Below are 21,890 nucleotides of genomic sequence, written 5' to 3'. Positions count from 1 at the left end.
CAGGTAATTCGGTTGATTTTAGCTAAAATGAAGGAAATCGATGAAATTAACATTAGAAAATCCAGTTATTTTTGATTGCATTGCTTTTCTGCTCGAAATAACTGTATGAAATCCAGTTAATCTTTACCCATTAACCACGAGATCGCGAGTGAAGTCGGATGAATGAACGTATTTTAGAGCTTTTTGAGCAGTCGGCGGACACGTATGTATCGGGAGCGGAAATTAGTCGGCGGCTCGGTGTGAGCCGAACGGCGATTTGGAAGCACATTGAGGAGCTGCGAGCGCAAGGCTATGAATTCGAAGCTGCTTCACGCAAAGGATATAGATTGATTAGTAAGCCAGCGAAATGGCAGCTCAGCGAGCTGATGAGCGGGATGAACACGAAGGTGCTCGGTCAAAAAGTACATATCTATGACGAAGTAGACTCCACACAGACGATTGCGCATAAGCTGGTCGCTTCAGGCGCTACTGAAGGTACGATCGTGCTAGCGGAAAGGCAGACAGCGGGGCGAGGTCGTATGGGGCGCAGCTGGCATTCTCCGTCGGGTAAGGGGATATGGTTGAGTCTTATTCTGACGCCGCGAATTCCTGTCTATTTCATGCCGCAATTAACGCTGCTTAGTGCGGTTGCCTTGTGTCGTGCCATTCAAAAAGTGTGTCGTGTCGAAATCGGCATTAAATGGCCTAATGATCTTCTGATTCATGGGAAGAAGGTTAGTGGCATTTTGCTGGAGAGCAGTGGCGAGGATGAGCGTTTGAAGTATGTCATTGCAGGGATCGGCATTTCCGTAAATTTGTTAGAAGAGGACTATCCGGAAGAGCTGCGCGGGATTGCAACTTCCTTGGCTATTGAGTCAGGCGGCAAGGTTTCACGCGAGGGTTTAGTACAAGCTTTTCTTTTGGAATTCGAGGAGATGTATGCCCTTTACTTAGAGAAAGGCTTCGGCCCAATTCGTCTATTGTGGGAAGCTTTAAGTGTAACTTTGAAGAGACCGATTCGGACTTCAACCCCAACAGGGTTTATTGAAGGCATCGCAGATTCATTGGATGACACGGGTGCATTGACAGTGATTACGCCATCTGGCGAGCGGGTTAAAATTTATTCTGGAGATATCGAGCTGAAGTAGTGGGAGATAAAGGGTATCCTCCAGGAGCAAGCTTTGGTATAATAGATGTATAAGGCGGTATCCTTATAGGAACTGCACTTGTCGTAATACTTGTAGGTAAGCTTGATAAATACCGATGAAACAAGATGTTGGATTCTGCTCTGAGCCTTATTGGACCGAGACAGAGGGATCATTGATTCTTTCTGCATGCGTTCCTTTTAGCTCTTAGCTAAAAGGTTTTTTATTTTATATGAGGAAGCTGGGATGACTGTGGAACAACGTAAGGCGCTAACGACAGCTAAGATGAGAAAAATGAAGCAAGACGGCGTACCGATTACGATGGTAACGGCCTATGATTATCCCTCAGCACGTTTGTCGGAGGAAGCTGGTATTGATGTCATTCTCGTGGGAGATTCACTGGGGAATGTAGTTCTAGGCTATGACTCCACACTGCCTGTTACGCTGGATGACATGGTTTACCATACACGTGCAGCGGTACGCGGTGCGGCAAATACGTTTGTCGTCGCTGACATGCCCTTCTTAACCTACCACGGCAGTTTGGACGCTACATTGCAAGGTGTGGGGCGTTTGATGCGTGAAGGCGGCGCTAAGGCGGTTAAGCTTGAAGGCGGCGCAGAGATCGCGGCTACGGTCAAAGCGATTACAGAGGCAGGCGTGCCTGTTGTTGGCCATTTGGGCTTAACACCGCAATCGGTTCATCAATTGGGTGGATTTCGTGTTCAAGGGCGCAGCTCGGAGCAGGCGAAAAAGCTGCTGAGTGATGCGAAGGCGATTGAAGAGGCAGGAGCTTTTGCTGTTGTGCTTGAGCTCGTCACGGATGAATTGGCGGCATGGATCACGAAGCAGCTTTCGATTCCTACGATTGGCATTGGGTCTGGCGTGCACTGTGATGGGCAAGTGCTTGTGTATCATGATCTGCTGCAGTATGGTTCTGACAGTGCTCCCAGAAAGTTTGTTAAAGCCTATGCAAATATCGGGGAAACTATCCGTACAGGGATTGGCGAATATGTGAAAGAAGTGAAGGCGCGGACGTTCCCAGCGCAAGAAAATACGTTTCATATGGACAACGATGTTGTGCAATATTTATACGGCGATAAGGAGTGATTGGTCATGGAAGCGATCCACACAATGGAAGTGGTTCAGACAATTGCCGATTTAAGAGCGAGGATTAAAGCGTACCGAAGGAAAAATGGCCAGACGGTCGGCTTCGTGCCTACGATGGGCTTTCTCCATGAGGGACACGCCAGCTTGCTAAAAAAGGCGCGTTCGCAAAGCGGATTAGTTGTGTTGAGTATTTTTGTGAATCCGCTGCAGTTTGGTCCTGGGGAGGACTTTGAACGATATCCGCGGAATGCGGAGCGTGATTTGGCGGTTGCAGAGGCTGCGGGTGTGGACATTGTGTTCATGCCATCCGTTGATGAAATGTATCCTTCACAGACACGCACCACGGTTAGTGTATCGGAAGTGACCACGAGATTATGCGGGGCTTCAAGACCTGGCCATTTTGACGGCGTAGCAACGGTTGTAAGCAAGCTGTTTCATATCGTTCAGCCTGATCAAGCCTTTTTCGGCTTAAAGGATGCTCAACAGGTCGCCGTCATCGAGCAGATGGTACAGGATTTGAATTTTCCTGTAGAAATCGTCCCTTGTCCGACCTTACGTGAAGAAGATGGCTTAGCGATGAGTTCGCGAAATGTGTATCTGTCGGCAGAGGAGCGTCAACAAGCGCTTGTATTGTCGCAGTCCTTACAGAAAGCGAAAGATTTTATTTTAAGTCATACCAATAAACCATTTACATCGCAAGAGCTGCAAACACTAGTAAAAACTCATATCCAAACGGCGCCATTAGCCGTTATTGATTATGTTGAAGTGCTAGCCTACCCAACTTTAGAGCCTTTTGAATATAGCCATTCTACTTCATCTCTTATTATTGCGCTGGCTGTGAAGTTCGGGAAAACACGTTTAATTGATAATCTTATACTACAAGTCAGGAAGTGACGTCTTATGTTTCGCACAATTATGAAAGCAAAGATCCACCGCGCCACGGTTACTGAGGCGAATTTAAATTATATCGGAAGCATTACGATCGATGAGGATTTGATTGATCTGGTCGATATGCTGCCGGGTGAGAAAGTACAAATCGTAAACAACAACAACGGTGCTCGTCTTGAAACGTATATTATCCCAGGGCCGCGCGGCACTGGTGTCGTGTGCTTGAATGGCGCGGCAGCTAGACTTGTGCAAACGGGCGATACGATCATTATCGTGTCCTATGCCATGATGAGTGATGAGGAAGCGAAGAAGCACCATCCGACGATTGCCATTATGGGGGCTAACAACACAGTTGCTCAGCTATTAAAAGAAGAAGAGCATTCGACCGTACTGTAAGTTGTTGTAAGTTGAACGCCGCCCTGCCTTGCATGCATGAAATCGGCTCTGTTTACAAAGAATGAGGGTAAGCTTTCGAAGCAAAGGTGGGGATGCCAAATGTTTAAGCATTTATTTTCCACAATGAATGAGGTTTTGGAAGAAATCCAAAAGGAATATCCGAACAGTGATGTGGAGAAAAAGGCGGAGCTTGACGAACAACTGCAAGTGCTGAAAACGATGAGTGATGAGTTCATCGAGGCTTGGCTGCTTTTTGAGGAGAAGCTGGGAAAGTTCTATGGGGCGGTGCCGACCAGCAGTACAAAAACCTTACATGATGAATTGATGGAGCTTGATGTATCAGGCAAGCAGACAGAAGAATTCATGCGTGGACAAGGCTATTACAAGCTGTATATGTATGATCAAGCAATCAAGGAATTCGAGGTGTTGATTCAAAGGCAGCCGGATTTCTTGTTAGCTCGGGTGTATTTAGCGATGGGGCATTTGCGAAAAGGGGAGTTTGGCGATGCGTATCAGCACTTCAAATTCCTTCTTCCGCTCACGGATAACTCCAAGATGAAAGCTATCTCCTATAACGCAATGGGCTGTATTCAAGTGCAGAATCAGAATTTGGAGAAGGCTTTCGAATATTTTCAAAAAGCGTATCATACCGATCCCTCTTGTATGGAGCCGCTTATCAATCGTGATGAGTGCTAACCCGAAAAGAAATCAAGGTATTCCCTTTTCCTAATCAGATTTGGTATGCTAGGAGAAGTGCAGGACGAAGGGATTGAAGATAGACGTTATGAAATTTGCAGTTTTGGATTTTGAAACGACAGGAAGTCAGCCTGGGGACGAAATTATACAGGTTGGACTCGTCATCATAGATCAATTTGAAATTACAGACAGGTATACTTCTCTGGTGAACCCAGGGATTAGTATACCTTCTTCGATTACAACCTTAACAGGGATTACGAATGAGATGGTCATCGACGCACCTTCACTCGATCAGGTGATGTCAGACATGTTTCCATTGCTGTTTGATTGTGTGCTAGTGGCGCATCAAGCCGCATTTGATTTGTCATTTCTTCAACGGGGGCTTACAAGAACCGGATATCCGCCTTTCTCGGGGCGCGTGCTAGACACGATGGATATGCTGCGCATCTTGTTCCCTTCCATTTCGAGCCTACAGCTTAGCATGGTTGCTGCGTTGTTTGGCATTGACCATGAACGTCCGCACCAAGCGGATAGCGATGCTGAAGTTACGGCGCTGATTTGGATTCAGTGCTTGGATCGCTTATTAGAGCTGCCACTCTTAACTTTGCAAAGGTTAGACCAAATTTTCGAAAACGGTAACACCGATTTAGGCTGGTTCCTTAACGAAATTTGTTTGTATAAGGAATCCGTGACGAGTGTGGATATGGATACGAATCGTTACTTCCGCCAATTTACGTTGAATGTGACGGATTGGGGCGAGGAGGAAGAGCTGAGAACGGAGTATGAAGTCACAGCGGCGTTAGGTACTTCGTTTCAAGCGTTCCAGCAAGGTTTGAAATCTGCCCTTCAGCAGCGGTTTGAGGTATACGAAGACCGAGAATCTCAGGATCTAATGATACAGGAAGTCGAGAAGTCCCTTGAGGCGGATCAACATTTGATGATTGAAGCGGGCACAGGGACAGGGAAATCACTCGGATATTTGATTCCTTCGATATACTATGGATTGAAATACGAGAAGAAAGTCGTTGTGTCCACACATACGATCAATTTGCAGGAGCAGCTACGCGAACGTGATATTCCATTATTAAAAGATATTTTTCCCGTACCGTTCAAAGCGGCCGTGTTGAAAGGCAGAAGCCATTATTTGTGCTTGCGCAAATTTGAAACGAAGCTGACGACCCGGGACTATGAGAACGGTCGGGAAGACCCAATCACCGCCGCGCAAATGGTTGTCTGGCTGAGTGAAACGGAGCACGGGGACGAAGAAGAATTGCACTTTGGGAACAAAGGCGCGCAATTCTGGTACTCTGTCGCCAGCGATACGGATTCATGCTTAAACAGGATGTGTCCATGGTATAAGAAGTGCTTCTATCATCGCGCACGTAATGACGCCAACACGGCTGATGTGATCATCACCAACCATTCACTCCTCTTTACGGATATGAAGGCTGAGAACCGCCTTCTACCGGCTTACAAGCACCTTGTGATTGATGAGGCTCACCACTTTGAAGAAGTGGCAAGTAAACACCTCGGAATTGAGCTGCATGCCTCGGCCTTTTATCATTCCTTATTGTGGCTGTATAAGGATAATCGCAGCGGCCAGCTTCCGATGCTTCGTTTCCGGTTGCAAAGGTCGGATGAAGCGGCGGAGCGCGTAGCGGCTTGGAGTCATACGATTGATGGGTTATTTCCCAAAATTATTGCGATTAAGGAAGACTGGGAACGTTTAAGCGAAGCCTTCTACGAATTAGTTTCTTCAGGGAGCGATCCATCACAGTCGGAAACCTCGCAATATGTGCTGCGGTTGAAGCCAGAAACGCTGCCTTCCAATTGGCGTGAGCTGGTGATTATGGAGGATAACATTTATCTGAATGCAAACGATTTGCTGCGAACGTTGGATAAACTGTTGAATGAGTTGAAGGATCAGCAGGATGGACTTGGTGTTCAAGGGCTTGTGACAGACCTGAACGGAACCGTGAAAGAGCTGTATGAGCATCGTGATGCGCTGCATTTCTTTATGAAAATGGCCGACGAGGGGTACGTATATTGGATCGAGGCGGGCACGTATGCGAAAGCCAAATCGGTGCAGCTGAATTCCGTACCGACGGATGTTAGCGGATTGCTGCAGCAGCATTTCTTTGAAACGAAGGATAGTATCATCCTGACTTCAGCGACACTTTCTGTGAATAAGTCGTTCCAGTATTCAGCGGAGCAGCTAGGTTTAGCGATTCCTGCGGACGAAGAGTCAGGGAAGCTGAAGACGGTGCAACTGCCATCTCCGTTTAACTATCGCGAACAAGCCTTGGTTGTGATTCCACGGGATTTCCCAACCATTAAGGGAGCGGGCGATCCTGTTTTCATAGATGCACTGATTAACTCGCTAAGCGACGTAGCCCAAGTGACGAAAGGCCGCATGCTGGTGCTGTGCACCTCGAATCGGATGCTGAAGCTCGTCCATGCAGGGATGAAGGAGAAGCTGAGTCCTCATGGTATCACCGTACTCGGACAAGGTGTGGATAGCGGCAATCGGAGCAAGCTGACCCGGATGTTCCAGGACAACAAGATGTGCGTGCTGCTGGGCACGAGCTCGTTCTGGGAGGGCGTCGATATTCCAGGGGATGCGCTGAGCTGCCTCGCGATCATTCGACTGCCTTTTCAACCGCCAAATCATCCGCTTGTGGAAGCGAAGTGTGAAAATATTAAGCGACGGAATGAGAATCCGTTCATGAAATTTTCCGTGCCGCAGGCCGTTATTCGTTTTAAACAGGGCTTTGGTCGTCTTGTTCGCAGAGCGTCAGACAAAGGGATCGTGATCATCTACGATACACGTGTCATTGAAACGTATTATGGCAAGCATTTCCTCTATTCGTTGCCTGGTCCGAAGATTGAGCACATGACGTGTGAACAAATGCTACCGAGGATTGAGCAGTGGATGGGGGGAGCCTAAATAAAGTGAAAACCCAAAAAATATCAGAAGCCGTGGTCCGCAGATTGCCGATTTATTTACGTTATTTGAACGAATTGCAAATGAATAATGTGTCAACGGTATCTTCTCAGGATTTAGGTCAGAAGCTGGATCTGAATCCTGCTCAGATTCGCAAGGATTTGGCTTATTTCGGAGAGTTCGGCAAAAAGGGAATCGGCTATGATATCAATTATCTGATTGAGAAGATTCGGCAAATACTGAAGTTGGATCGACATATACAAGTTGCCCTAGTAGGCGCAGGGAATCTTGGCAGAGCCCTTTGCAATTATAATACGTACTTACGCAATGATATGAAAATTGTCGCGCTTTTTGATGCGATGCCTAACAAGTTAGGTGAAGTGATTAATAACTTAGTCGTGCTTCCCATGGATCAAATGAAAACGGTTCTGGCAGAGCTTGGCGTTCGAATTGGCATCATCACCGTGCCCGCGGCAGAAGCGCAAAATGTGGCGAATGAATTCGTCGCTTGCGGAATCGAAGCGATCTTGAATTTTGCACCAGTTATTATTAAGGTGCCTGCAGACGTTCGCGTACATTATGCTGATTTTACGACAGAGCTGCAAAGCTTAGCTTATTATTTGGATTGAAAAAAGGCACGACCCGCGTTGCGTTCAGCGGGCCGTGCCTTTTTTCATTTCGTTATAGAATATTGAATATTACGGAGTAAAGCAAGTAAGCAAGCACCATACTGATTGGAATCGTAATGATCCAAGTGATAAGCATTCGGCCTACCGTACCCCATTGCACTTCATGGAACCGCATGACGCTCCCAGTCCCAATAATGGCAGATGAAATAACGTGCGTAGTGGATAGTGGTTTACCTAAGAACGTCGATATTTGGATAACAATCGAAGACGTTAAGTCTGAGGCAAAGCCATTGATCGGTTCGATTTTGACGATTTTGCCTGACACGGTTTTAATGATTCTCCATCCACCAATGGAAGTTCCAAGCCCCATCGCAGTCGCAGCTGCAATCTTAACCCAGAGTGGAACATTTAAATCCGTTTGATAGCCGGCTGCGACGAGTCCGAATACGATAATCCCCATCGCCTTTTGTGCATCGTTTCCACCGTGTGAGTACGAAAGTAATCCGGCGGAAAGGATTTGAAGCGTACGGAATCCGCGATTAAGCTTGGATCTAGATGTATTACCTGACCAAATGACAATGTATTTGATCAATATCATGATGAGATAACCTAAACCGAAAGCGATAATCGGTGATAAAATCAAAATAATAATGATTTGCGTAAAGCCGCTCCAATTCACGCCATTGAATCCAGCTCCAGCAATGACGGCACCAGCGAGGGAACCAAGCAATGTGTGCGAGGAAGACGAGGGTATCGACAGATACCAAGTAAGCAAGTTCCAAATAATTGCCGCAAGCAAGGCCGCGATAACGACTTCAACACCATTTTCGATCTTAGCTGGATTAGCAATACTTCCGCCAACCGTTTTAGCTACTTCAGAGGACACCATGGCTCCCACAAAATTAAGTGTAGCTGCCATAAAAATCGCAACTCGCGGGCTTAACGCACGTGTAGAGATCGAAGTAGCAATCGCATTAGCTGTATCGTGAAATCCGTTAATGAAGTCGAATGCAAGGGCAAGAATAACGATTACGATCAAGTAAGTTAACATGAATTCCTCCTACCGTTTTCCAAGCGGAAAACTTTCTTCGTACACAGAGACAGTTCGTCTTAGGAGTAACGAAGTACTACACTGTCTAGAATATTGGCAACATCTTCGCAAGCATCTGTTGTTTCTTCTAGGCGCTCATAAATTTCTTTCAATTTGAAGTCTTCGTAAGGATCTTTGCGGGTAATAAAAATTTGACGAATTCCTTCGCGCATCAAACGGTCTCCATCATTTTCTAGTTTGTTGATCGCCACCGTGTGCTCAGGAATTTGAATGTACTTTTTCTTGGCTAAAAGCTTGAAAGCATCTAGCATATGTTGACAGGAATCTACAATTACAGCAGAAAATTCTTTCATATAAGTGTCCGTGTGGGAAACACTCAAATAGTCGAAACGAGCGATCGTTGCTTCAATTCCGTCTGTGACATCGTCTACTTTGGAAGCCAGAACCATAATATCTTCACGATCAATCGGCGTGATAAATACTTTGTTCAAACCTCTAAAGATATCATGTGTAATGGAATCTCCTGCATGCTCAAGATCGTGAATCGCTTTGACATACTCAATTGGGGGTTTGTCACCCATCATAGCAGTGCGGAACAGTTGAGCGGTTTGCAAAGCATTCTCTGCAGCACGGATGAGAAGTTGCAAGAAATCGACTTCGTTCTTTCGAGTGAATAACGTTGTCATAGAATCCTCCTAATATTTACTATATGTACAAGTTTTTAAACGAATTTGTGAACTTAAATTGACCAAATTGTAGAAAAAACTCACAAGGTTTAAAGTATCACACTCATTAGGGCTAAAGCAACGAAAATTCCGTGACATTTTACAATTTCTTAACATCACTGAAATCGTGCATAGCTTCCTTGATTTTACATGCTTTACGATGTAAAGTTTATGGAGCGGCAACTGTTTATAGAATGAGCATAGAGAGGGTTTTTTACTATGAAAAAAACAATAATTTCAAACGGTATTTTTATTACTAATAAGGAAGAGACAACATCCATTAAGGGCTGCATGGTCATCGAGGGCAGTCAGATTACATACATCGGCAAAGAAACGCCAGAGCCGCTTGAAAACTACGATGAAGTGATTGACGGCACCAACAGGCTGTACATGCCAGGACTTGTGAATACCCATGGACATGCTGCGATGTCACTGCTCCGCGGCTATGGTGACGACCTTGCACTGCAAGTATGGTTAGAGGAAAAAATGTGGCCGATGGAAGGGAAGTTCACTTCTCAGGACGTAAAATGGGGAACACGCCTGTCGATTCTTGAAATGATCAAGGGCGGCACTACAACATTTGTCGACATGTACGACCATATGAATGAAGTAGCTCTTGCTGTTGAGGAATCCGGTATGCGTGGCGTATTGACTCGCGGCGTCATTGGACTGTGCCCGCCAGATGTGCAAACATCAAAGCTAATTGAAGCAACGGAATTTGCAAAAAATTGGCATGGCAAAGCAGACGGTAGAATTACAACAATGATGTCGCCGCATGCACCTTATACGTGTCCGCCAGATTACATTGAGCGCATTGTCCAAGTTGCGCATGATCTTAATTTGCCGATTCACACGCACATGTCAGAAACACTTCGTGAAGTTGAGGGCAATGTCGAGCAATATGGTGCAAGACCTGTTGCCCACTTGGAGAAGCTAGGTGTATTCACACGTCCTACGCTTGTCGCGCATGGTGTTCACTTAAATGATGAAGAAATTGCCGTTCTTAAAAAATACGATGTGCGCGTTTCCCACAACCCAGGCAGCAATCTGAAGCTTGCAAGCGGCGTGGCACGTGTACCAGAGCTGCTGCGTGCAGGTGTCAAAGTTTCCTTAGGGACAGATGGCGCGGCATCCAACAATAATTTGGACATGTTTGAAGAAATGCGTTTGGCTGCTCTTATCCACAAAGGCGTATCTGGCGATCCGCTAGCGGTTCCTGCAAGAGAAGCTTTGTTACTTGGAACTCGTATGGGAGCAGAATCGATTTGGTTAGACAATGTCGGGCTGCTTGAGCCAGGCATGAAGGCTGACTTCATCGCATTGGATATCGATCAACCACATTTCCTGCCGAAAACGGACTTCGTTTCCCATGTGGTATACTCCGCATGTGCAAAAGACGTCGTTGACGTATGTGTAGATGGCAAATGGATCGTTCGTAAAGGTGAATGCGTAACCCTAGATGAAGAAAAAATTAAGCGTGAATTTGAATTAAGTTTTGATAAATTAATTGGCTAATACTGATGAAGCCGTGTAAGTGGATTTGGGGAGGTGCGCCGCGTTCATGAATGCGAAGCGATCGATTACGCTTGGCGTTTTTATAGTAGCAACGCTGGGTATTGTGCTGAGCCGATTTTACCTCAATGTACAGAATGAACACTGGGATGAGAAGCGTGTAGCTGTTGAGAAAGCCTATGAGAGCAGTATGATGACGAAGGCTTCAAAGGTTGATTTTTTCTATGGTGATGAGGCATTTCAGATTGTATATGGGGAAAATAAGCTTGGACAAAGCTTAATTGCTTGGGTGTCAGACCAAGAGGTTCATACGGAGATGACGGAAGAAGCGTTCACGGAAGTGCAGGCGCGAGAAGCTGTTTTGAAAAAAGCGCCCAGCAGTCAAATCGAGCGTGTTATGCCGGGCAAGCTAGGCAATGATTATGTGTGGGAAGTCTTTTATAAAACGAAAGATGATAGAGGTACTCGGTATTTCTATGATTATTATGCGTTCAAAGATGGCAAATATCTGGATACGTATCGGCTCAGCCTTCAATAGAAGGTTGAGCTTTTTTTCATAGTTTAGGAAGAAGGAACGTTGTTTCCACTGTTTACATAAGGCAAAGAGTGTATACGCGGTGATATACTACTCGTATAGCTTTTGGACGAAAACATATATCGATACAGAGAGGTGGATGCCAATCCATGAAGATGAAGCTGCGCCTTTTACCTGTTGTCTTGAGCGTGATTATTTCGGCTGGAGTACTTTTTGGAGGATGGTTCGCCTATACGAGCTTTGCAATGGAAAATCCATTGTCAGATATTATCCGTTCTGCACCAGGTATTACGAATTCAAGTATGAAGTTTTCTTCGAACCAAGTGGACATTGAATTAACATTAAAGCCGGACGCTAATTTACGAAATGTTGTTGAGCAAATCAAAGAAGAAGGCGCCTCGATTATCGGGAAGCGTTCTGTGAATATATCGATTAAAAATCAATCGTCGGATAAGCTGGATCAGTGGTGGTCTAAAGCTCTATTCGAGGTAGCTCAAGCGATGGAAACGAAGCATTACGCTGATATTCCAACAACGCTGCAGAAATATGCAAATGATGTGCCGAATATGAAAGTGGATAGTGAGATGGATGAAAACAACGTATATATCCGCCTAACAGATGGTGATGCGACGAAATTTATCATGCTGCCTAGAATCTCCCAGATCGGAGTGTGGCCGAATGAGTAAAATATATAAAGAAATCGGTATCGGATTTATTCCCGTTCTGCTTGTATTCCTAGCTTTTCAAGGTGTAAATGTCATTCCGATTATTTTCGTTAGTGCTTTAGGTGTTTCTTTGTTCTATATGATGAAAACCCGCGGCGGTATCGGGGCTGCGGCTGGCGGCGGAGATCGGAAAAGCAAGCACCGGACGCCGTCTTTTTTAACCTTTGATGAAATCGGCGGTCAGGATCGAGCGAAGAAAGAATTGATGGAAGCACTCGATTTCCTAATCAAGCATGAAGAAATTAAGAAGCTAGGCATTCGCCCACTCAAAGGACTGTTGCTAACGGGTCCTCCGGGTACAGGGAAAACGTTGATGGCTAAAGCGGCAGCGCACTATACGAATTCCGTATATATGGCGGCTTCTGGTAGTGAATTTGTCGAGATGTATGTGGGTGTCGGCGCAAGCCGCGTACGTGATTTGTTTAAAGAAGCTCGTGCACGTGCAATTAAAGAGGGCAAGGATAACGCCATTATTTTTATCGATGAGATTGATGTTATTGGTGGTAAGCGTGATGGCGGTCAACAGCGTGAGTATGACCAGACGTTGAACCAATTGTTGACGGAGATGGACGGCATTCATACCAATGATGCGCCGCGCATTCTCATTATTGCTGCGACGAACCGTAAGGAAATGCTGGATAGCGCGTTGCTGCGTCCAGGGCGTTTTGACCGTCATATTGAGGTTGATTTGCCTGATAAGAAGGGGCGTTTGGCGATTCTTCATATTCATGCCAAAAATAAGCCGCTTGCAGAAGGTGTTACTCTGGATCAAACGGCGGATCAGACTTTCGGCTTCTCGGGTGCTCAGCTCGAGGGTGTGTTGAATGAAGCGGCGATTTATGCGATGCGTGAAGACAAGCCAGCGATTGAGCAGCCTCATCTGGCTTCGGCCATTGATAAGGTGATGATGGGTGAGCGTACAGATAAAGAAGCAGCGAATGAAGAGAAAGAACGTGTGGCTTATCATGAATTAGGCCATGCGATTATTGCAGAATTAGTTCGTCCAGGTTCCGTTTCTCAGGTTACCGTTAGTCCGCGTGGCAAGGCCTTAGGGTATGTGCGTCATAACCCGCCGCAGGATCATTATTTATATACAAAGGATTATATCGAAGATCAGATTATGATTGCGCTTGGCGGTGCGGCAGCGGAAGAAATGATTTATGGCGGTCGCAGTACGGGCTCGCGTAACGATTTTGAACAATCGCTGTCGATGGTTCGCAATATGATGGACGCTGGTCTTACGAGCTTGGGTATTATTGATCGTGAAATGGTGACGAAGGAACAGTTGATGAAGGAAAATGCAGCTATTTTGGATAGCTTGATGATTCGCACGAAACAAATGTTAGAGGGGCAACGCAGTATTTTTGACCATGCTTTTGCCATTTTGATGAAGGAAGAAGTACTTTCTGGTGATACATTCCGTAACTTATTTGACGCCTCGGTGTCTCAAAGTGCATAATAATGACCGTTGGCCAATTAGGTCAGCGGTTCTTGTCTTTGCCTCTAGCATGAATTATACATATACTTATTAGGAAGCCTTTAATAGATCGATAATCGTGTATAAGCTGCAAGAGGAAGCAGTAAGGAAGAAGGAGAAATAGGCAATGTTCAGAACAATTGGTGTAATTGGCGGAGGCACGATGGGCCAGGGTATTTCCGAAATGCTTGCAGCCAGAGGGCTTGATGTTATTCTTGCCGAAAAATCGACAGAGAAGCTGGATCGAGCGATTGAGCAGATCACGGTAAGCTTAGATAAGCAGCTTGAACGTTGGGCAATAACAGAGGCAGAGAAGAAATCGATCCTATCAAAAATCAAACGAGCGGACTCGATTCAGGATATGGCATCTTGCGAGCTAGTTATTGAAACCATTTCAGAAGATTTGAATGCCAAAAAGCATATCTTCTTTCAACTGAATCAAATTTGTTCACCTAACATTATTCTTGCCACCAATACTTCTACGTTAAGTGTAACGGAGATCGCTGCGATTACGACGCATCCAGAGCGTGTGATTGGTTTGCATTTTCTGCATCCGGTTGCGAAGGTGAATTTGGTTGAGATCGTTCGGGCTATGAAAACGTCGGATGAAACCTATAACCGAACTCGTCAGTTCATTGATGATTTGCTTTTGAAAAAGAGTATAAAAGTGAATGAATCTCCGGGGTATATTACTACGCGGCTAATTTGCACACTCATCAATGAGGCGCTGCACACCTTATCTGAAGGTGTTGCTTCCGCAGAAGATATTGATCAAGCGATGCGGATTGGCTATGAGTTCAAGCATGGTCCGCTGGAGATGTGTGACCGTTTCGGACTCGATGCTGTGCTCGCGGCGCTTGAAGGAATGTTCCGGGAATACGGCGATATCAAATATCGTCCCTCTTATTTGTTGAAGCAAATGGTGCGTGCAGGGCATCTCGGGGCGAAGACGGGGGAAGGCTTTTTCCGTTATGACAAAGATGGTGATCGTCTATGAACATTCTCGTCATTAATGCGGGCAGTTCTTCCGTGAAATATCAGCTTTACAACATGAATGATGCTTCGGTGCTGGCAAAAGGGAGAGTAGAGCGCATCGGGATGGATACCGCGATCCTGATGCACGAGCCTGCGAATAAATCCGAATTTCATAAGGTAGATGAAATTCTCGAGCATACAACCGCCATCCGCAGAGTGTTGGATGTGTTGGTTCATCCTGAGCATGGCGTGTTGACGGCCATCTCGCAGATTGACGCCGTCGGCCACCGTGTCGTACACGGCGGCGAATCGTTCAAGAGCTCCGTCCTCGTCACTGACGAGGTGAAGAAGGAGATCCGGCGTCTCTTCGATTTGGCGCCGCTGCACAACCCGGCGCATATGCTGGGCATCTCTGCGGTGGAGGCGAACATGCCTGGCGTGCCGCAGGCCGTCGTCTTCGACACTGCCTTCCATCAGTCGATGCCGGCGAAGGCTTACCTGTATCCGGTGCCAATGGCCCTCTACAGGAAACACAAGGTGCGCCGCTACGGTTTCCACGGCACGTCGCACAAGTTCGTCAGCGAGCGTGCCGCAGCCTTCCTAGGACGCCCGCTGGAGCAGCTAAAGCTCATTACCTGTCACATTGGTAATGGCGCTTCCTGCACCGCTGTATGGGGCGGCCAGTCGGTTGATACGAGCATGGGGATGACCCCGCTCGAAGGTCTGATGATGGGCACACGCAGCGGCGATCTCGATCCGGCCATCGTGCCCTTTGTGATGGGCAAGGAAGATTTGACGATCGGCGAGGTCAGCTCCATGCTGAATAAGCATAGCGGCCTGCAGGCGATTTCGGGTATCTCCAGCGATATGCGGGAGATCGTGGAAGCGATGGAAGCGGGCGATAAGAACGCTGGCTTGGCTTTTGAGCTGTATGTGTACCGGCTGCGCAAGTACATCGGGGCTTACGCCGCGGTGATGAATGGCGTGGACGCGATTATTTTTACAGCTGGCGTTGGCGAGAATTCCGCGCCTGTGCGTCAAGCGGTATGCGAAGGCTTGAGCTTCCTTGGGGTAGATTTTGATGGGGAAGCGAACACGCAAGGAAGAGGAATTGAGAAGCGAATTACGAAGCCGGGCTCCAAGGTTGAAGTGCTTGTGATTCCAACGAATGAGGAATGGGTTATCGCGCAGGATACGTACCGTCTGGTTCAGTCTGAGTCTTAGATTCAGTACTAAATGAAGTCCTCGTCTCAGCCCCAGTGATTGTTTCGTGGAAATAGTGAAATAGTGTACAATAAAAGAGATCTTCAGTTTTAGGGAGGAAGGGTATATATGAAAAGCACAATAGGTGAAGTTAAACATCATGTCGGCGAGTCTGTCACCATCGGCTGTTGGCTAAACAAGAAACGCTCCAGTGGTAAAATTCAATTTTTGCAACTTAGAGACGGTTCAGGTTATATACAAGGTGTTGTGGTAAAAAGCGAAGTGAGTGAAGAAGTGTGGGAGGCTGCCTCTAAGCTAACCCAAGAAAGCTCCATGTACATAACTGGAAAAGTAAAAGAAGACACGCGCAGTAAAGGCGGTTTTGAGCTTGATGTGACAGGTGTAGAAATCATTCAAGTCACAGAAGAGTATCCGATTACACCGAAAGAGCATGGCGTCGATTTCCTAATGGACAATCGTCATCTGTGGATTCGGAGCCCGCGTCAGCGTGCAGTTCTCGTCATTCGCGCAGAAATTATTAAAGCTGTTCAAGCGTTCTTCAATGACCGCGGCTTTCATCTCGTGGATCCGCCGATTTTGACGCCTTCTTCCTGTGAAGGAACGACGAATTTGTTCCACACCAAATATTTCGACGAAGATGCGTTCTTGACGCAAAGCGGACAGCTTTACATGGAAGCTGCAGCGATGGCGCTAGGCCGTGTATACTCCTTCGGGCCTACTTTCCGTGCTGAGAAATCGAAAACACGTCGTCATTTGATCGAGTTCTGGATGATCGAGCCGGAAATGGCGTTCGTGGATCACGTCGAGAACCTTGAGGTTCAGGAGCAATTCGTTTCACATATCGTGCAAACCGTGCTTGCGAACTGCCAAGCTGAACTTGAAACGTTAGAACGCGATACTTCGAAGCTTGAGAAAATTAAAGGCAGCTTCCCTCGTATTACGTACGATGAGGCAGTTGACTATTTGCAAAAGAATGGGCATGAATTCGCTTGGGGCGAAGATTTCGGAGCTCCGCACGAAACAGCGATTGCCGCTCAGTATGAAACACCGGTATTCATCACTCACTGGCCGACGGAGATTAAGGCATTCTACATGAAGCCTGATCCTAGTCGTCCTGAAGTCGTCCTATGTGCAGATATGATCGCGCCTGAGGGCTATGGTGAAATTATCGGGGGAAGTCAACGGATCGATGATCCTGAGTTGATGGAGCAGCGTTTTAAAGAGCACGAGCTTTCCCAAGAGGCTTACCAATGGTACCTGGATCTTCGCAAATACGGTACCGTACCGCATTCTGGCTTCGGTTTAGGCTTAGAGCGTACAGTTGCTTGGATTTGCGGCTTGGATCATGTGCGTGAAACGATTCCGTTCCCACGCTTGTTATACCGTCTATACCCTTAAAGTAGTATGTGGCATTGTCCACGGGGAGAAAGGGGAAAGGCGCATGAGTACACAAGCAAATACACAGATGAAAGTCGAAACAATCCTGCTGAATAGCTTGATGGAGGGGACTGTCGCGGTTCCGAACCTGTTGCTCAAGCATTACCGCTCTCTGAACTTGAGTGAGGTTGACGTCATGACGCTCATTCACTTCATTTCATTTGTTGAAAAGGAACGGAATAACTTCCCGACTTTGGATGAAATTCAGGAGCGGATGTCGGCTTCCTCTGATATGGTGATCGCAAGCGTGCAGAAGCTGATTCGCGAGCAGTTTATCACGATCGATGAGGATACGAATGAAACGACGGGTTTTCGCAGCGAGCAGTATAACTTAACGCCGCTGTACAAGAAGTTAGCCAAGTGCGTCGCGGAGGAGCAGCTCAAAGCTTTAGCTGAGGCTGCTGCAGCGATGGCGCAATCGCAGGCTCCGTCCGAGGATCGTGTGAAGAACATTTATACGACGATCGAAAATGAATTCGCCAGACCTTTAACGCCAATGGAGTTAGAAACGATCAGCAATTGGCTGGATAAAGATATGTACAAAGAAGAGCTGATCATGACAGCTTTGAAGGAAGCGGTCTTTGCCGGCAAAGTTCATTTCCGTTACATTGATCGGATTTTGCTCGATTGGAGCCGTAACCGTGTATCGACGGTGGATCAAGCGAAGGAGTACTCGCAGCGGTTCAGGCAGTCGAGGTAATTAAAAAAACGTCCAATTGTTCACCCCGAGGGGGAAGGTTGGACGTTTTTTTCGGTTCTCGCATAGCAAAAATGCAAAAAGGCATCCTTTGCAGGGCAATCCGTGTTGGATCTCTAAATAATTGCAAAAAGGCATCTTTTCGCGGTGAAAAGGGTCTAAACCGAGCGAAAGATACCGTAATTGATACCTTTTTGCATCTATTTTAGCTGAAATATTGTTGTTTATGGAAAATTGATGCCTTTTTGCAATTCTCAGTAGATGGAGAGGCGATTACTTCTTCAACAAATGCAACCGATACACATACTCAAACAAAAACTCAAATGCTTCGAGATGACGCTTCGCCTCAAACGCATTCGCACCCCAAGCGTAGATCCCATGCTTGCGGAGCACGATTCCCGGAATACGCGGCACGATCGCGCCTTCTACTAGCTCAGCAATACGCGGGATTTCCGCGTAATTCGGCAGAATTGGAATCTCAATTTGTGCTTCCTCATCCCAAATATTGAACGCTTTGATCAGCTCGACGCCATCAACTGGAATGCTGCCGCGCTCACCATATAGCTCAGAAGCTAAGTTGTTGAAGATCGTATGCACGTGGAAAATAGCGCCAGCACCCGTTAAACGGTAGATTTCGCTATGGATTAAGGTTTCCGCAGACGGCTTCAAGCTCGTTGCTTCCGCAGGCAAGCCTTTTTCATTCACAAGCAGGAAGTCCTCTGGTGTTTGGACAGATTTATCTCGACCGCTTGACGTAATTGCGAATGTGAATTCGTTAGGCTCGAATCCGCCAACACGTACAGACAAGTTGCCGCTAGTCCCAGGGAACCATCCACGAGCCGCAAGATCCGCTTTGATGACACGCAGTTCAGCGAATGCCCGCTGTTTTTCTTCTAGTAAAATACTCATTTGACCGGTTCAGCCTCCAATTGCTTAATAATATCGAAGAAGGTTTCGAAGGGATGGTACGCGTAGCCAAGTTGCTCACAACGATCGATGAGATAGGATCTGGCAAAGATCGTATCCACGAGTTTAGCTCCTTCGAAATCCGTGATGCTGTCTCCGATAATAATGCGCTCATAACGCAGGGGATCGTAGGATCGAATGATGCTTGTTTTGCACATGCCGCAATCGGTGTGGCAATGCTCATCGCAGCGGTTCGGCCAAAGGATCTCGATGTTTTCCCCTTCGAAAGAGCTGGCATTGCAGTAAATATGATTCTCAGGAATATCGAATTCGCGCAGAAGCGGGTAAATGAAGAAATCAATTCCTCCGCTTGTGACTAAAAGCGTAATCCCTTGCTCCTTGCAGTAGGAGACAAATTCTTTAAAACCATCGCGGATGACCGCGTTGTTGATAGCGTAGTCTACAATCTCATCTTTACGTGAGGTAGGTAAAAGATCAAACATCGCCCCAACGCCTTCGCGAATGGAGATTTGCTGGGTCACAATTTTGTCCACAATGCCTTCCCAGCCCTCAGGATTGAAATGCTTCATAATCGCTACAATGTTATCGCTAACGGTAATCGTACCGTCAAAGTCACAAAAAATAATGCGTTCCTTACTCATTCTCGAATCCCCCATGTGTCTATAGCTGATTGCAGCTCTGGATGTGTTTGGGCGTAGTCACGTAGTGATTTGCCTTGAAGTGTCGCGTCAATGGCTTGGCGGAACGCATGTCCACCTGCGATCGTTCCCATTGGGTGACCGTGGATACCGCCGCCGGCGTTCACGATCACATCCTGTCCGAAATCACGCAAAATGAGTGGAACAAGACCAGGATGAATACCCGCGGAAGGAACCGGGAAGCTAGGCGCTAATGACAATTGTACATCAGACGGTGCCTGATAAGTATAATCTTTTCGTAAATCTTGGGTGAGCAGCACATGTTTGATGGCTAGATTTTCTTCCTTCGGCATGACTACGGAGCCGTAAGGCGAAGGGAAGAGCACCAAGTCGGCACCTGCAAGACGCATGAGCTTTCCAAGAAGCACGGAAGGCGAGATGCCGTAATGTGGCGACGGGTACATGGCTCCTGCCATAGCAGGGTGTGCCATAATCGGAATGTTAATGTCTGGATCCGAGCTTAATTCATGCAGCACATCAAAGCCATAAGCCAACACATTGAATAACAATGCGTTTGCGCCTTCGGCGATGGCTTTCTTCGCTTGGGAAGCCAGTTTAGACGTGGATCCCGTCAAATTCACCGCATAGAGCAGCTTTTGGCCGGTTTCTTTCGTCGCCTGCTCAGCCGCTTCAAGACAAATCGCAATCCTTTTCTCCATTGGCGTTAACGGATTTTCGAACAGAATCTCGTCGTCCTTGATGAGATCAACACCGCCTGCGGCTTGCAAGTAAAACTGCTCGCGCAGAGCAGGAAGCTCATAGCCGACAACGGACTTGAAAATGCTCATAAGCAGCGGGCGGTCATGCACGCCAAGCAGATTTCGAACACCTTGCATCCCAAATTTCGGTCCCGGGAACCCGGCAAGGAAATTGGAAGAGAAGGCGAGGTCAATCAGCTTGATTTTGCCATCCATCGAAAGCTTGCCGAAGACTGTCACTAATAGCGCAGGAATATCTCGGCTATAGTTCACATCAGGATAGGCGATGGTAATATCCGCATAGCGACCCGAAAGAGGTTCGCCTGCAGCTGGCTCGTGGACTTCAACGGAAACGACCTTACCCAAATGCTTCTCCATGGAAGCCTTTTGAGCCTCAGGTAGCTCGGTCCAACTGCCAACCGTAAGGCCAACCGCGATGCCGGTTGCTTTTTTATGAAAATCGGCTTTCTCATCGAAACTCCGATACGTTGCTAAACAATAGGAACTCATGACAAACGTTCACCTGCTTTGACTAGAATGAATTAGTAACTATTATACCGATTTCCCTACTGGGCTGGTTGAGGCGATTTGCTCGCCCATTTCCTTCGCGCGTGCAGCGGACGAAAATACAGCTTGTGCAACAGCATCACTAAATTGAAAACGATCCAATGCTTCAATAGACTTTTGTGTAGCACCGTTAGGGGATGTGACTTTGCGTCGCAGCTCAGCAGGATCTTCTTTCGTATGCTGAACCATGTGTGCGGCGCCAAGAAAAGTTTGAAGTGTAAGCTGTCTCGCGTCTTCCTCGGTGAGCCCGCCTTCGATCCCTGCTTTAATCATCGCTTCCATAAAATAGTACACATAGGCAGGACCGCTACCGGAAACGCCTGTAAGAATTTCAAGTTTATCTTCGTCTACAATGGTAACTGTACCAACAGCTTCAAACATTTGGATCGCAAACTGCTTGAATGTATCATTAACCTTAGATGAGAAGCTCATTCCTGTCGCACCTAAACCGATGGTTGAGGATGTGTTAGGCATGGTACGAACGATAGGCATATTCGTTTGTAATAGCTTTTCAACTTTTTCAATGGATAAGCCAGCAATGACAGAAATAAGCAGTTGCTTCTCATTCAAAAGAGGCTGCAGTTCTGCAAAAGAGGATTCCACATCCTTAGGCTTCATGCAAAGAACAACAACATCTGCTTCACGAATGTAAGCATCTTTCGTTGCTGGGTCCGAAGTTGCTTGCAGGCCGTATTCCGAGCGAAGAAATGCTAATCTGTCTTGGTTGGAGCGATTCATCATATATACATTTTGCGGATTCGCAACTTCCGTTTGGATAAGACCGCGGACGATCGCTTCCGCCATCGAGCCTGCGCCGACAAAGGCAATTTTCGCTTGTGAAATGTTCGTGGACATCTG

General features: G+C 46.8%; 21 protein-coding genes. 15 read left to right on the top strand and 6 right to left on the bottom strand.

Going from position 1 to position 21,890, the window contains the following annotated elements; genetic code table 11:
- Window positions 1-158: 158 nt before the first annotated feature.
- The 7 genes from AC58UX_RS22345 (at window position 159) to AC58UX_RS22315 (ending at window position 7,784) form a co-directional block, all read left to right on the top strand.
- Entirely contained in the window at window positions 159-1,127 is a 969-nt protein-coding gene (locus AC58UX_RS22345; RefSeq protein WP_497256790.1) for a biotin--[acetyl-CoA-carboxylase] ligase, read from the top strand.
- Window positions 1,128-1,370: 243 nt separating this feature from the next.
- On the top strand, window positions 1,371-2,231 hold the full coding sequence (gene panB / locus AC58UX_RS22340) for a 3-methyl-2-oxobutanoate hydroxymethyltransferase (protein ID WP_497256788.1): 861 nt from the start codon (window positions 1,371-1,373) through the stop codon (window positions 2,229-2,231).
- A 24-nt stretch (window positions 2,232-2,255) separates the two neighbouring features.
- A complete protein-coding gene (panC, locus tag AC58UX_RS22335; protein ID WP_497257254.1) occupies window positions 2,256-3,125 on the top strand; it encodes a pantoate--beta-alanine ligase in 870 nt (289 codons plus the stop codon).
- A gap of 6 nt (window positions 3,126-3,131) precedes the next feature.
- On the top strand, window positions 3,132-3,515 hold the full coding sequence (panD, locus tag AC58UX_RS22330; protein ID WP_497256786.1) for an aspartate 1-decarboxylase: 384 nt from the start codon (window positions 3,132-3,134) through the stop codon (window positions 3,513-3,515).
- 99 nt (window positions 3,516-3,614) lie between these two features.
- Window positions 3,615-4,211: a tetratricopeptide repeat protein gene (locus AC58UX_RS22325; RefSeq protein WP_497256784.1), complete on the top strand. Its 597-nt coding sequence runs from the start codon at window positions 3,615-3,617 to the stop codon at window positions 4,209-4,211.
- Between the two features lie 88 nt (window positions 4,212-4,299).
- Window positions 4,300-7,158 carry an ATP-dependent DNA helicase DinG gene (dinG, locus tag AC58UX_RS22320; protein WP_497256782.1) on the top strand — a complete coding sequence of 953 codons (2,859 nt, stop codon included), beginning with the start codon at window positions 4,300-4,302 and terminating at the stop codon, window positions 7,156-7,158.
- A gap of 5 nt (window positions 7,159-7,163) precedes the next feature.
- Complete coding sequence (locus tag AC58UX_RS22315; RefSeq protein WP_497256780.1) at window positions 7,164-7,784, top strand: redox-sensing transcriptional repressor Rex; 621 nt, start codon at window positions 7,164-7,166, stop codon at window positions 7,782-7,784.
- Between the two features lie 52 nt (window positions 7,785-7,836).
- Here the strand turns inward: AC58UX_RS22315 and AC58UX_RS22310 are convergent, their stop codons facing one another.
- Together AC58UX_RS22310 and AC58UX_RS22305 are read right to left on the bottom strand one after the other, a co-directional pair.
- Complete coding sequence (locus AC58UX_RS22310; RefSeq protein ID WP_497256778.1) at window positions 7,837-8,835, bottom strand: inorganic phosphate transporter; 999 nt, start codon at window positions 8,833-8,835, stop codon at window positions 7,837-7,839.
- Window positions 8,836-8,894: 59 nt separating this feature from the next.
- Window positions 8,895-9,521 (bottom strand): DUF47 domain-containing protein, encoded by a 627-nt coding sequence (locus AC58UX_RS22305; RefSeq protein WP_497256776.1) that lies wholly within the window; start codon window positions 9,519-9,521, stop codon window positions 8,895-8,897.
- A 258-nt stretch (window positions 9,522-9,779) separates the two neighbouring features.
- Here AC58UX_RS22305 and AC58UX_RS22300 point away from each other — a divergent pair, with 258 nt between their 5' ends.
- The 8 genes from AC58UX_RS22300 to AC58UX_RS22265 all read left to right on the top strand — a co-directional run bounded on the left by AC58UX_RS22300 (window position 9,780) and on the right by AC58UX_RS22265 (window position 18,145).
- Window positions 9,780-11,075: an amidohydrolase gene (locus AC58UX_RS22300; RefSeq protein ID WP_497256774.1), complete on the top strand. Its 1,296-nt coding sequence runs from the start codon at window positions 9,780-9,782 to the stop codon at window positions 11,073-11,075.
- 46 nt (window positions 11,076-11,121) lie between these two features.
- Window positions 11,122-11,610, top strand: coding sequence for a cell wall elongation regulator TseB-like domain-containing protein (locus tag AC58UX_RS22295; RefSeq protein WP_497256772.1), 489 nt, complete (start codon window positions 11,122-11,124; stop codon window positions 11,608-11,610).
- Window positions 11,611-11,756: 146 nt separating this feature from the next.
- Window positions 11,757-12,293: a hypothetical protein gene (locus AC58UX_RS22290; RefSeq protein ID WP_497256770.1), complete on the top strand. Its 537-nt coding sequence runs from the start codon at window positions 11,757-11,759 to the stop codon at window positions 12,291-12,293.
- Window positions 12,286-13,791, top strand: coding sequence for an AAA family ATPase (locus tag AC58UX_RS22285; RefSeq protein WP_497256768.1), 1,506 nt, complete (start codon window positions 12,286-12,288; stop codon window positions 13,789-13,791). Before AC58UX_RS22290 ends, AC58UX_RS22285 begins: the two co-directional genes overlap by 8 nt.
- A gap of 145 nt (window positions 13,792-13,936) precedes the next feature.
- Window positions 13,937-14,806, top strand: coding sequence for a 3-hydroxyacyl-CoA dehydrogenase family protein (locus AC58UX_RS22280; RefSeq protein ID WP_497256766.1), 870 nt, complete (start codon window positions 13,937-13,939; stop codon window positions 14,804-14,806).
- Window positions 14,803-16,008, top strand: coding sequence for an acetate kinase (locus AC58UX_RS22275; protein WP_497256764.1), 1,206 nt, complete (start codon window positions 14,803-14,805; stop codon window positions 16,006-16,008). Before AC58UX_RS22280 ends, AC58UX_RS22275 begins: the two co-directional genes overlap by 4 nt.
- A gap of 108 nt (window positions 16,009-16,116) precedes the next feature.
- Entirely contained in the window at window positions 16,117-17,406 is a 1,290-nt protein-coding gene (gene asnS / locus AC58UX_RS22270) for an asparagine--tRNA ligase (RefSeq protein ID WP_497256762.1), read from the top strand.
- A gap of 43 nt (window positions 17,407-17,449) precedes the next feature.
- Window positions 17,450-18,145 (top strand): DnaD domain-containing protein, encoded by a 696-nt coding sequence (locus AC58UX_RS22265; protein ID WP_497256760.1) that lies wholly within the window; start codon window positions 17,450-17,452, stop codon window positions 18,143-18,145.
- A gap of 270 nt (window positions 18,146-18,415) precedes the next feature.
- On the opposite strand, the gene mtnB is transcribed toward AC58UX_RS22265, so the two are convergent.
- Genes mtnB through proC form a run of 4 tightly spaced genes read right to left on the bottom strand, consistent with a single transcriptional unit; the run spans window position 18,416 to window position 21,887 of the window.
- Window positions 18,416-19,051, bottom strand: coding sequence for a methylthioribulose 1-phosphate dehydratase (gene mtnB / locus AC58UX_RS22260; RefSeq protein WP_497256758.1), 636 nt, complete (start codon window positions 19,049-19,051; stop codon window positions 18,416-18,418).
- Window positions 19,048-19,710, bottom strand: coding sequence for a 2-hydroxy-3-keto-5-methylthiopentenyl-1-phosphate phosphatase (locus tag AC58UX_RS22255; protein ID WP_497256756.1), 663 nt, complete (start codon window positions 19,708-19,710; stop codon window positions 19,048-19,050). Before AC58UX_RS22255 ends, mtnB begins: the two co-directional genes overlap by 4 nt.
- On the bottom strand, window positions 19,707-20,975 hold the full coding sequence (locus AC58UX_RS22250; protein WP_497256754.1) for a 2,3-diketo-5-methylthiopentyl-1-phosphate enolase: 1,269 nt from the start codon (window positions 20,973-20,975) through the stop codon (window positions 19,707-19,709). The genes AC58UX_RS22255 and AC58UX_RS22250 overlap by 4 nt, the downstream gene beginning before the upstream one ends.
- A gap of 42 nt (window positions 20,976-21,017) precedes the next feature.
- On the bottom strand, window positions 21,018-21,887 hold the full coding sequence (gene proC / locus AC58UX_RS22245; protein ID WP_497256752.1) for a pyrroline-5-carboxylate reductase: 870 nt from the start codon (window positions 21,885-21,887) through the stop codon (window positions 21,018-21,020).
- Window positions 21,888-21,890: the final 3 nt, after the last annotated feature.

Source organism: Paenibacillus sp. J22P90 (assembly GCF_059692195.1).
The sequence above is the reverse complement of the archived record's forward strand: the minus strand, read 5'-3'. Positions and strand labels throughout refer to the sequence as shown.

What these genes read in the sequence shown, in the direction of transcription:
- panD (WP_497256786.1), top strand. Translation starts at nt 3,132, where the DNA reads ATGTTTCGCACAATTATGAAAGCAAAGATCCACCGCGCCACGGTTACT.
- asnS (WP_497256762.1), top strand. Translation starts at nt 16,117, where the DNA reads ATGAAAAGCACAATAGGTGAAGTTAAACATCATGTCGGCGAGTCTGTC.
- AC58UX_RS22310 (WP_497256778.1), bottom strand. Translation starts at nt 8,835, where the DNA reads ATGTTAACTTACTTGATCGTAATCGTTATTCTTGCCCTTGCATTCGAC.
- mtnB (WP_497256758.1), bottom strand. Translation starts at nt 19,051, where the DNA reads ATGAGTATTTTACTAGAAGAAAAACAGCGGGCATTCGCTGAACTGCGT.
- AC58UX_RS22285 (WP_497256768.1), top strand. Translation starts at nt 12,286, where the DNA reads ATGAGTAAAATATATAAAGAAATCGGTATCGGATTTATTCCCGTTCTG.
- dinG (WP_497256782.1), top strand. Translation starts at nt 4,300, where the DNA reads ATGAAATTTGCAGTTTTGGATTTTGAAACGACAGGAAGTCAGCCTGGG.
- AC58UX_RS22280 (WP_497256766.1), top strand. Translation starts at nt 13,937, where the DNA reads ATGTTCAGAACAATTGGTGTAATTGGCGGAGGCACGATGGGCCAGGGT.
- proC (WP_497256752.1), bottom strand. Translation starts at nt 21,887, where the DNA reads ATGTCCACGAACATTTCACAAGCGAAAATTGCCTTTGTCGGCGCAGGC.
- AC58UX_RS22345 (WP_497256790.1), top strand. Translation starts at nt 159, where the DNA reads ATGAATGAACGTATTTTAGAGCTTTTTGAGCAGTCGGCGGACACGTAT.
- AC58UX_RS22300 (WP_497256774.1), top strand. Translation starts at nt 9,780, where the DNA reads ATGAAAAAAACAATAATTTCAAACGGTATTTTTATTACTAATAAGGAA.
- AC58UX_RS22325 (WP_497256784.1), top strand. Translation starts at nt 3,615, where the DNA reads ATGTTTAAGCATTTATTTTCCACAATGAATGAGGTTTTGGAAGAAATC.
- AC58UX_RS22250 (WP_497256754.1), bottom strand. Translation starts at nt 20,975, where the DNA reads ATGAGTTCCTATTGTTTAGCAACGTATCGGAGTTTCGATGAGAAAGCC.
- panC (WP_497257254.1), top strand. Translation starts at nt 2,256, where the DNA reads ATGGAAGTGGTTCAGACAATTGCCGATTTAAGAGCGAGGATTAAAGCG.
- AC58UX_RS22275 (WP_497256764.1), top strand. Translation starts at nt 14,803, where the DNA reads ATGAACATTCTCGTCATTAATGCGGGCAGTTCTTCCGTGAAATATCAG.
- AC58UX_RS22295 (WP_497256772.1), top strand. Translation starts at nt 11,122, where the DNA reads ATGAATGCGAAGCGATCGATTACGCTTGGCGTTTTTATAGTAGCAACG.
- AC58UX_RS22265 (WP_497256760.1), top strand. Translation starts at nt 17,450, where the DNA reads ATGAGTACACAAGCAAATACACAGATGAAAGTCGAAACAATCCTGCTG.
- AC58UX_RS22305 (WP_497256776.1), bottom strand. Translation starts at nt 9,521, where the DNA reads ATGACAACGTTATTCACTCGAAAGAACGAAGTCGATTTCTTGCAACTT.
- AC58UX_RS22290 (WP_497256770.1), top strand. Translation starts at nt 11,757, where the DNA reads ATGAAGATGAAGCTGCGCCTTTTACCTGTTGTCTTGAGCGTGATTATT.
- AC58UX_RS22255 (WP_497256756.1), bottom strand. Translation starts at nt 19,710, where the DNA reads ATGAGTAAGGAACGCATTATTTTTTGTGACTTTGACGGTACGATTACC.
- panB (WP_497256788.1), top strand. Translation starts at nt 1,371, where the DNA reads ATGACTGTGGAACAACGTAAGGCGCTAACGACAGCTAAGATGAGAAAA.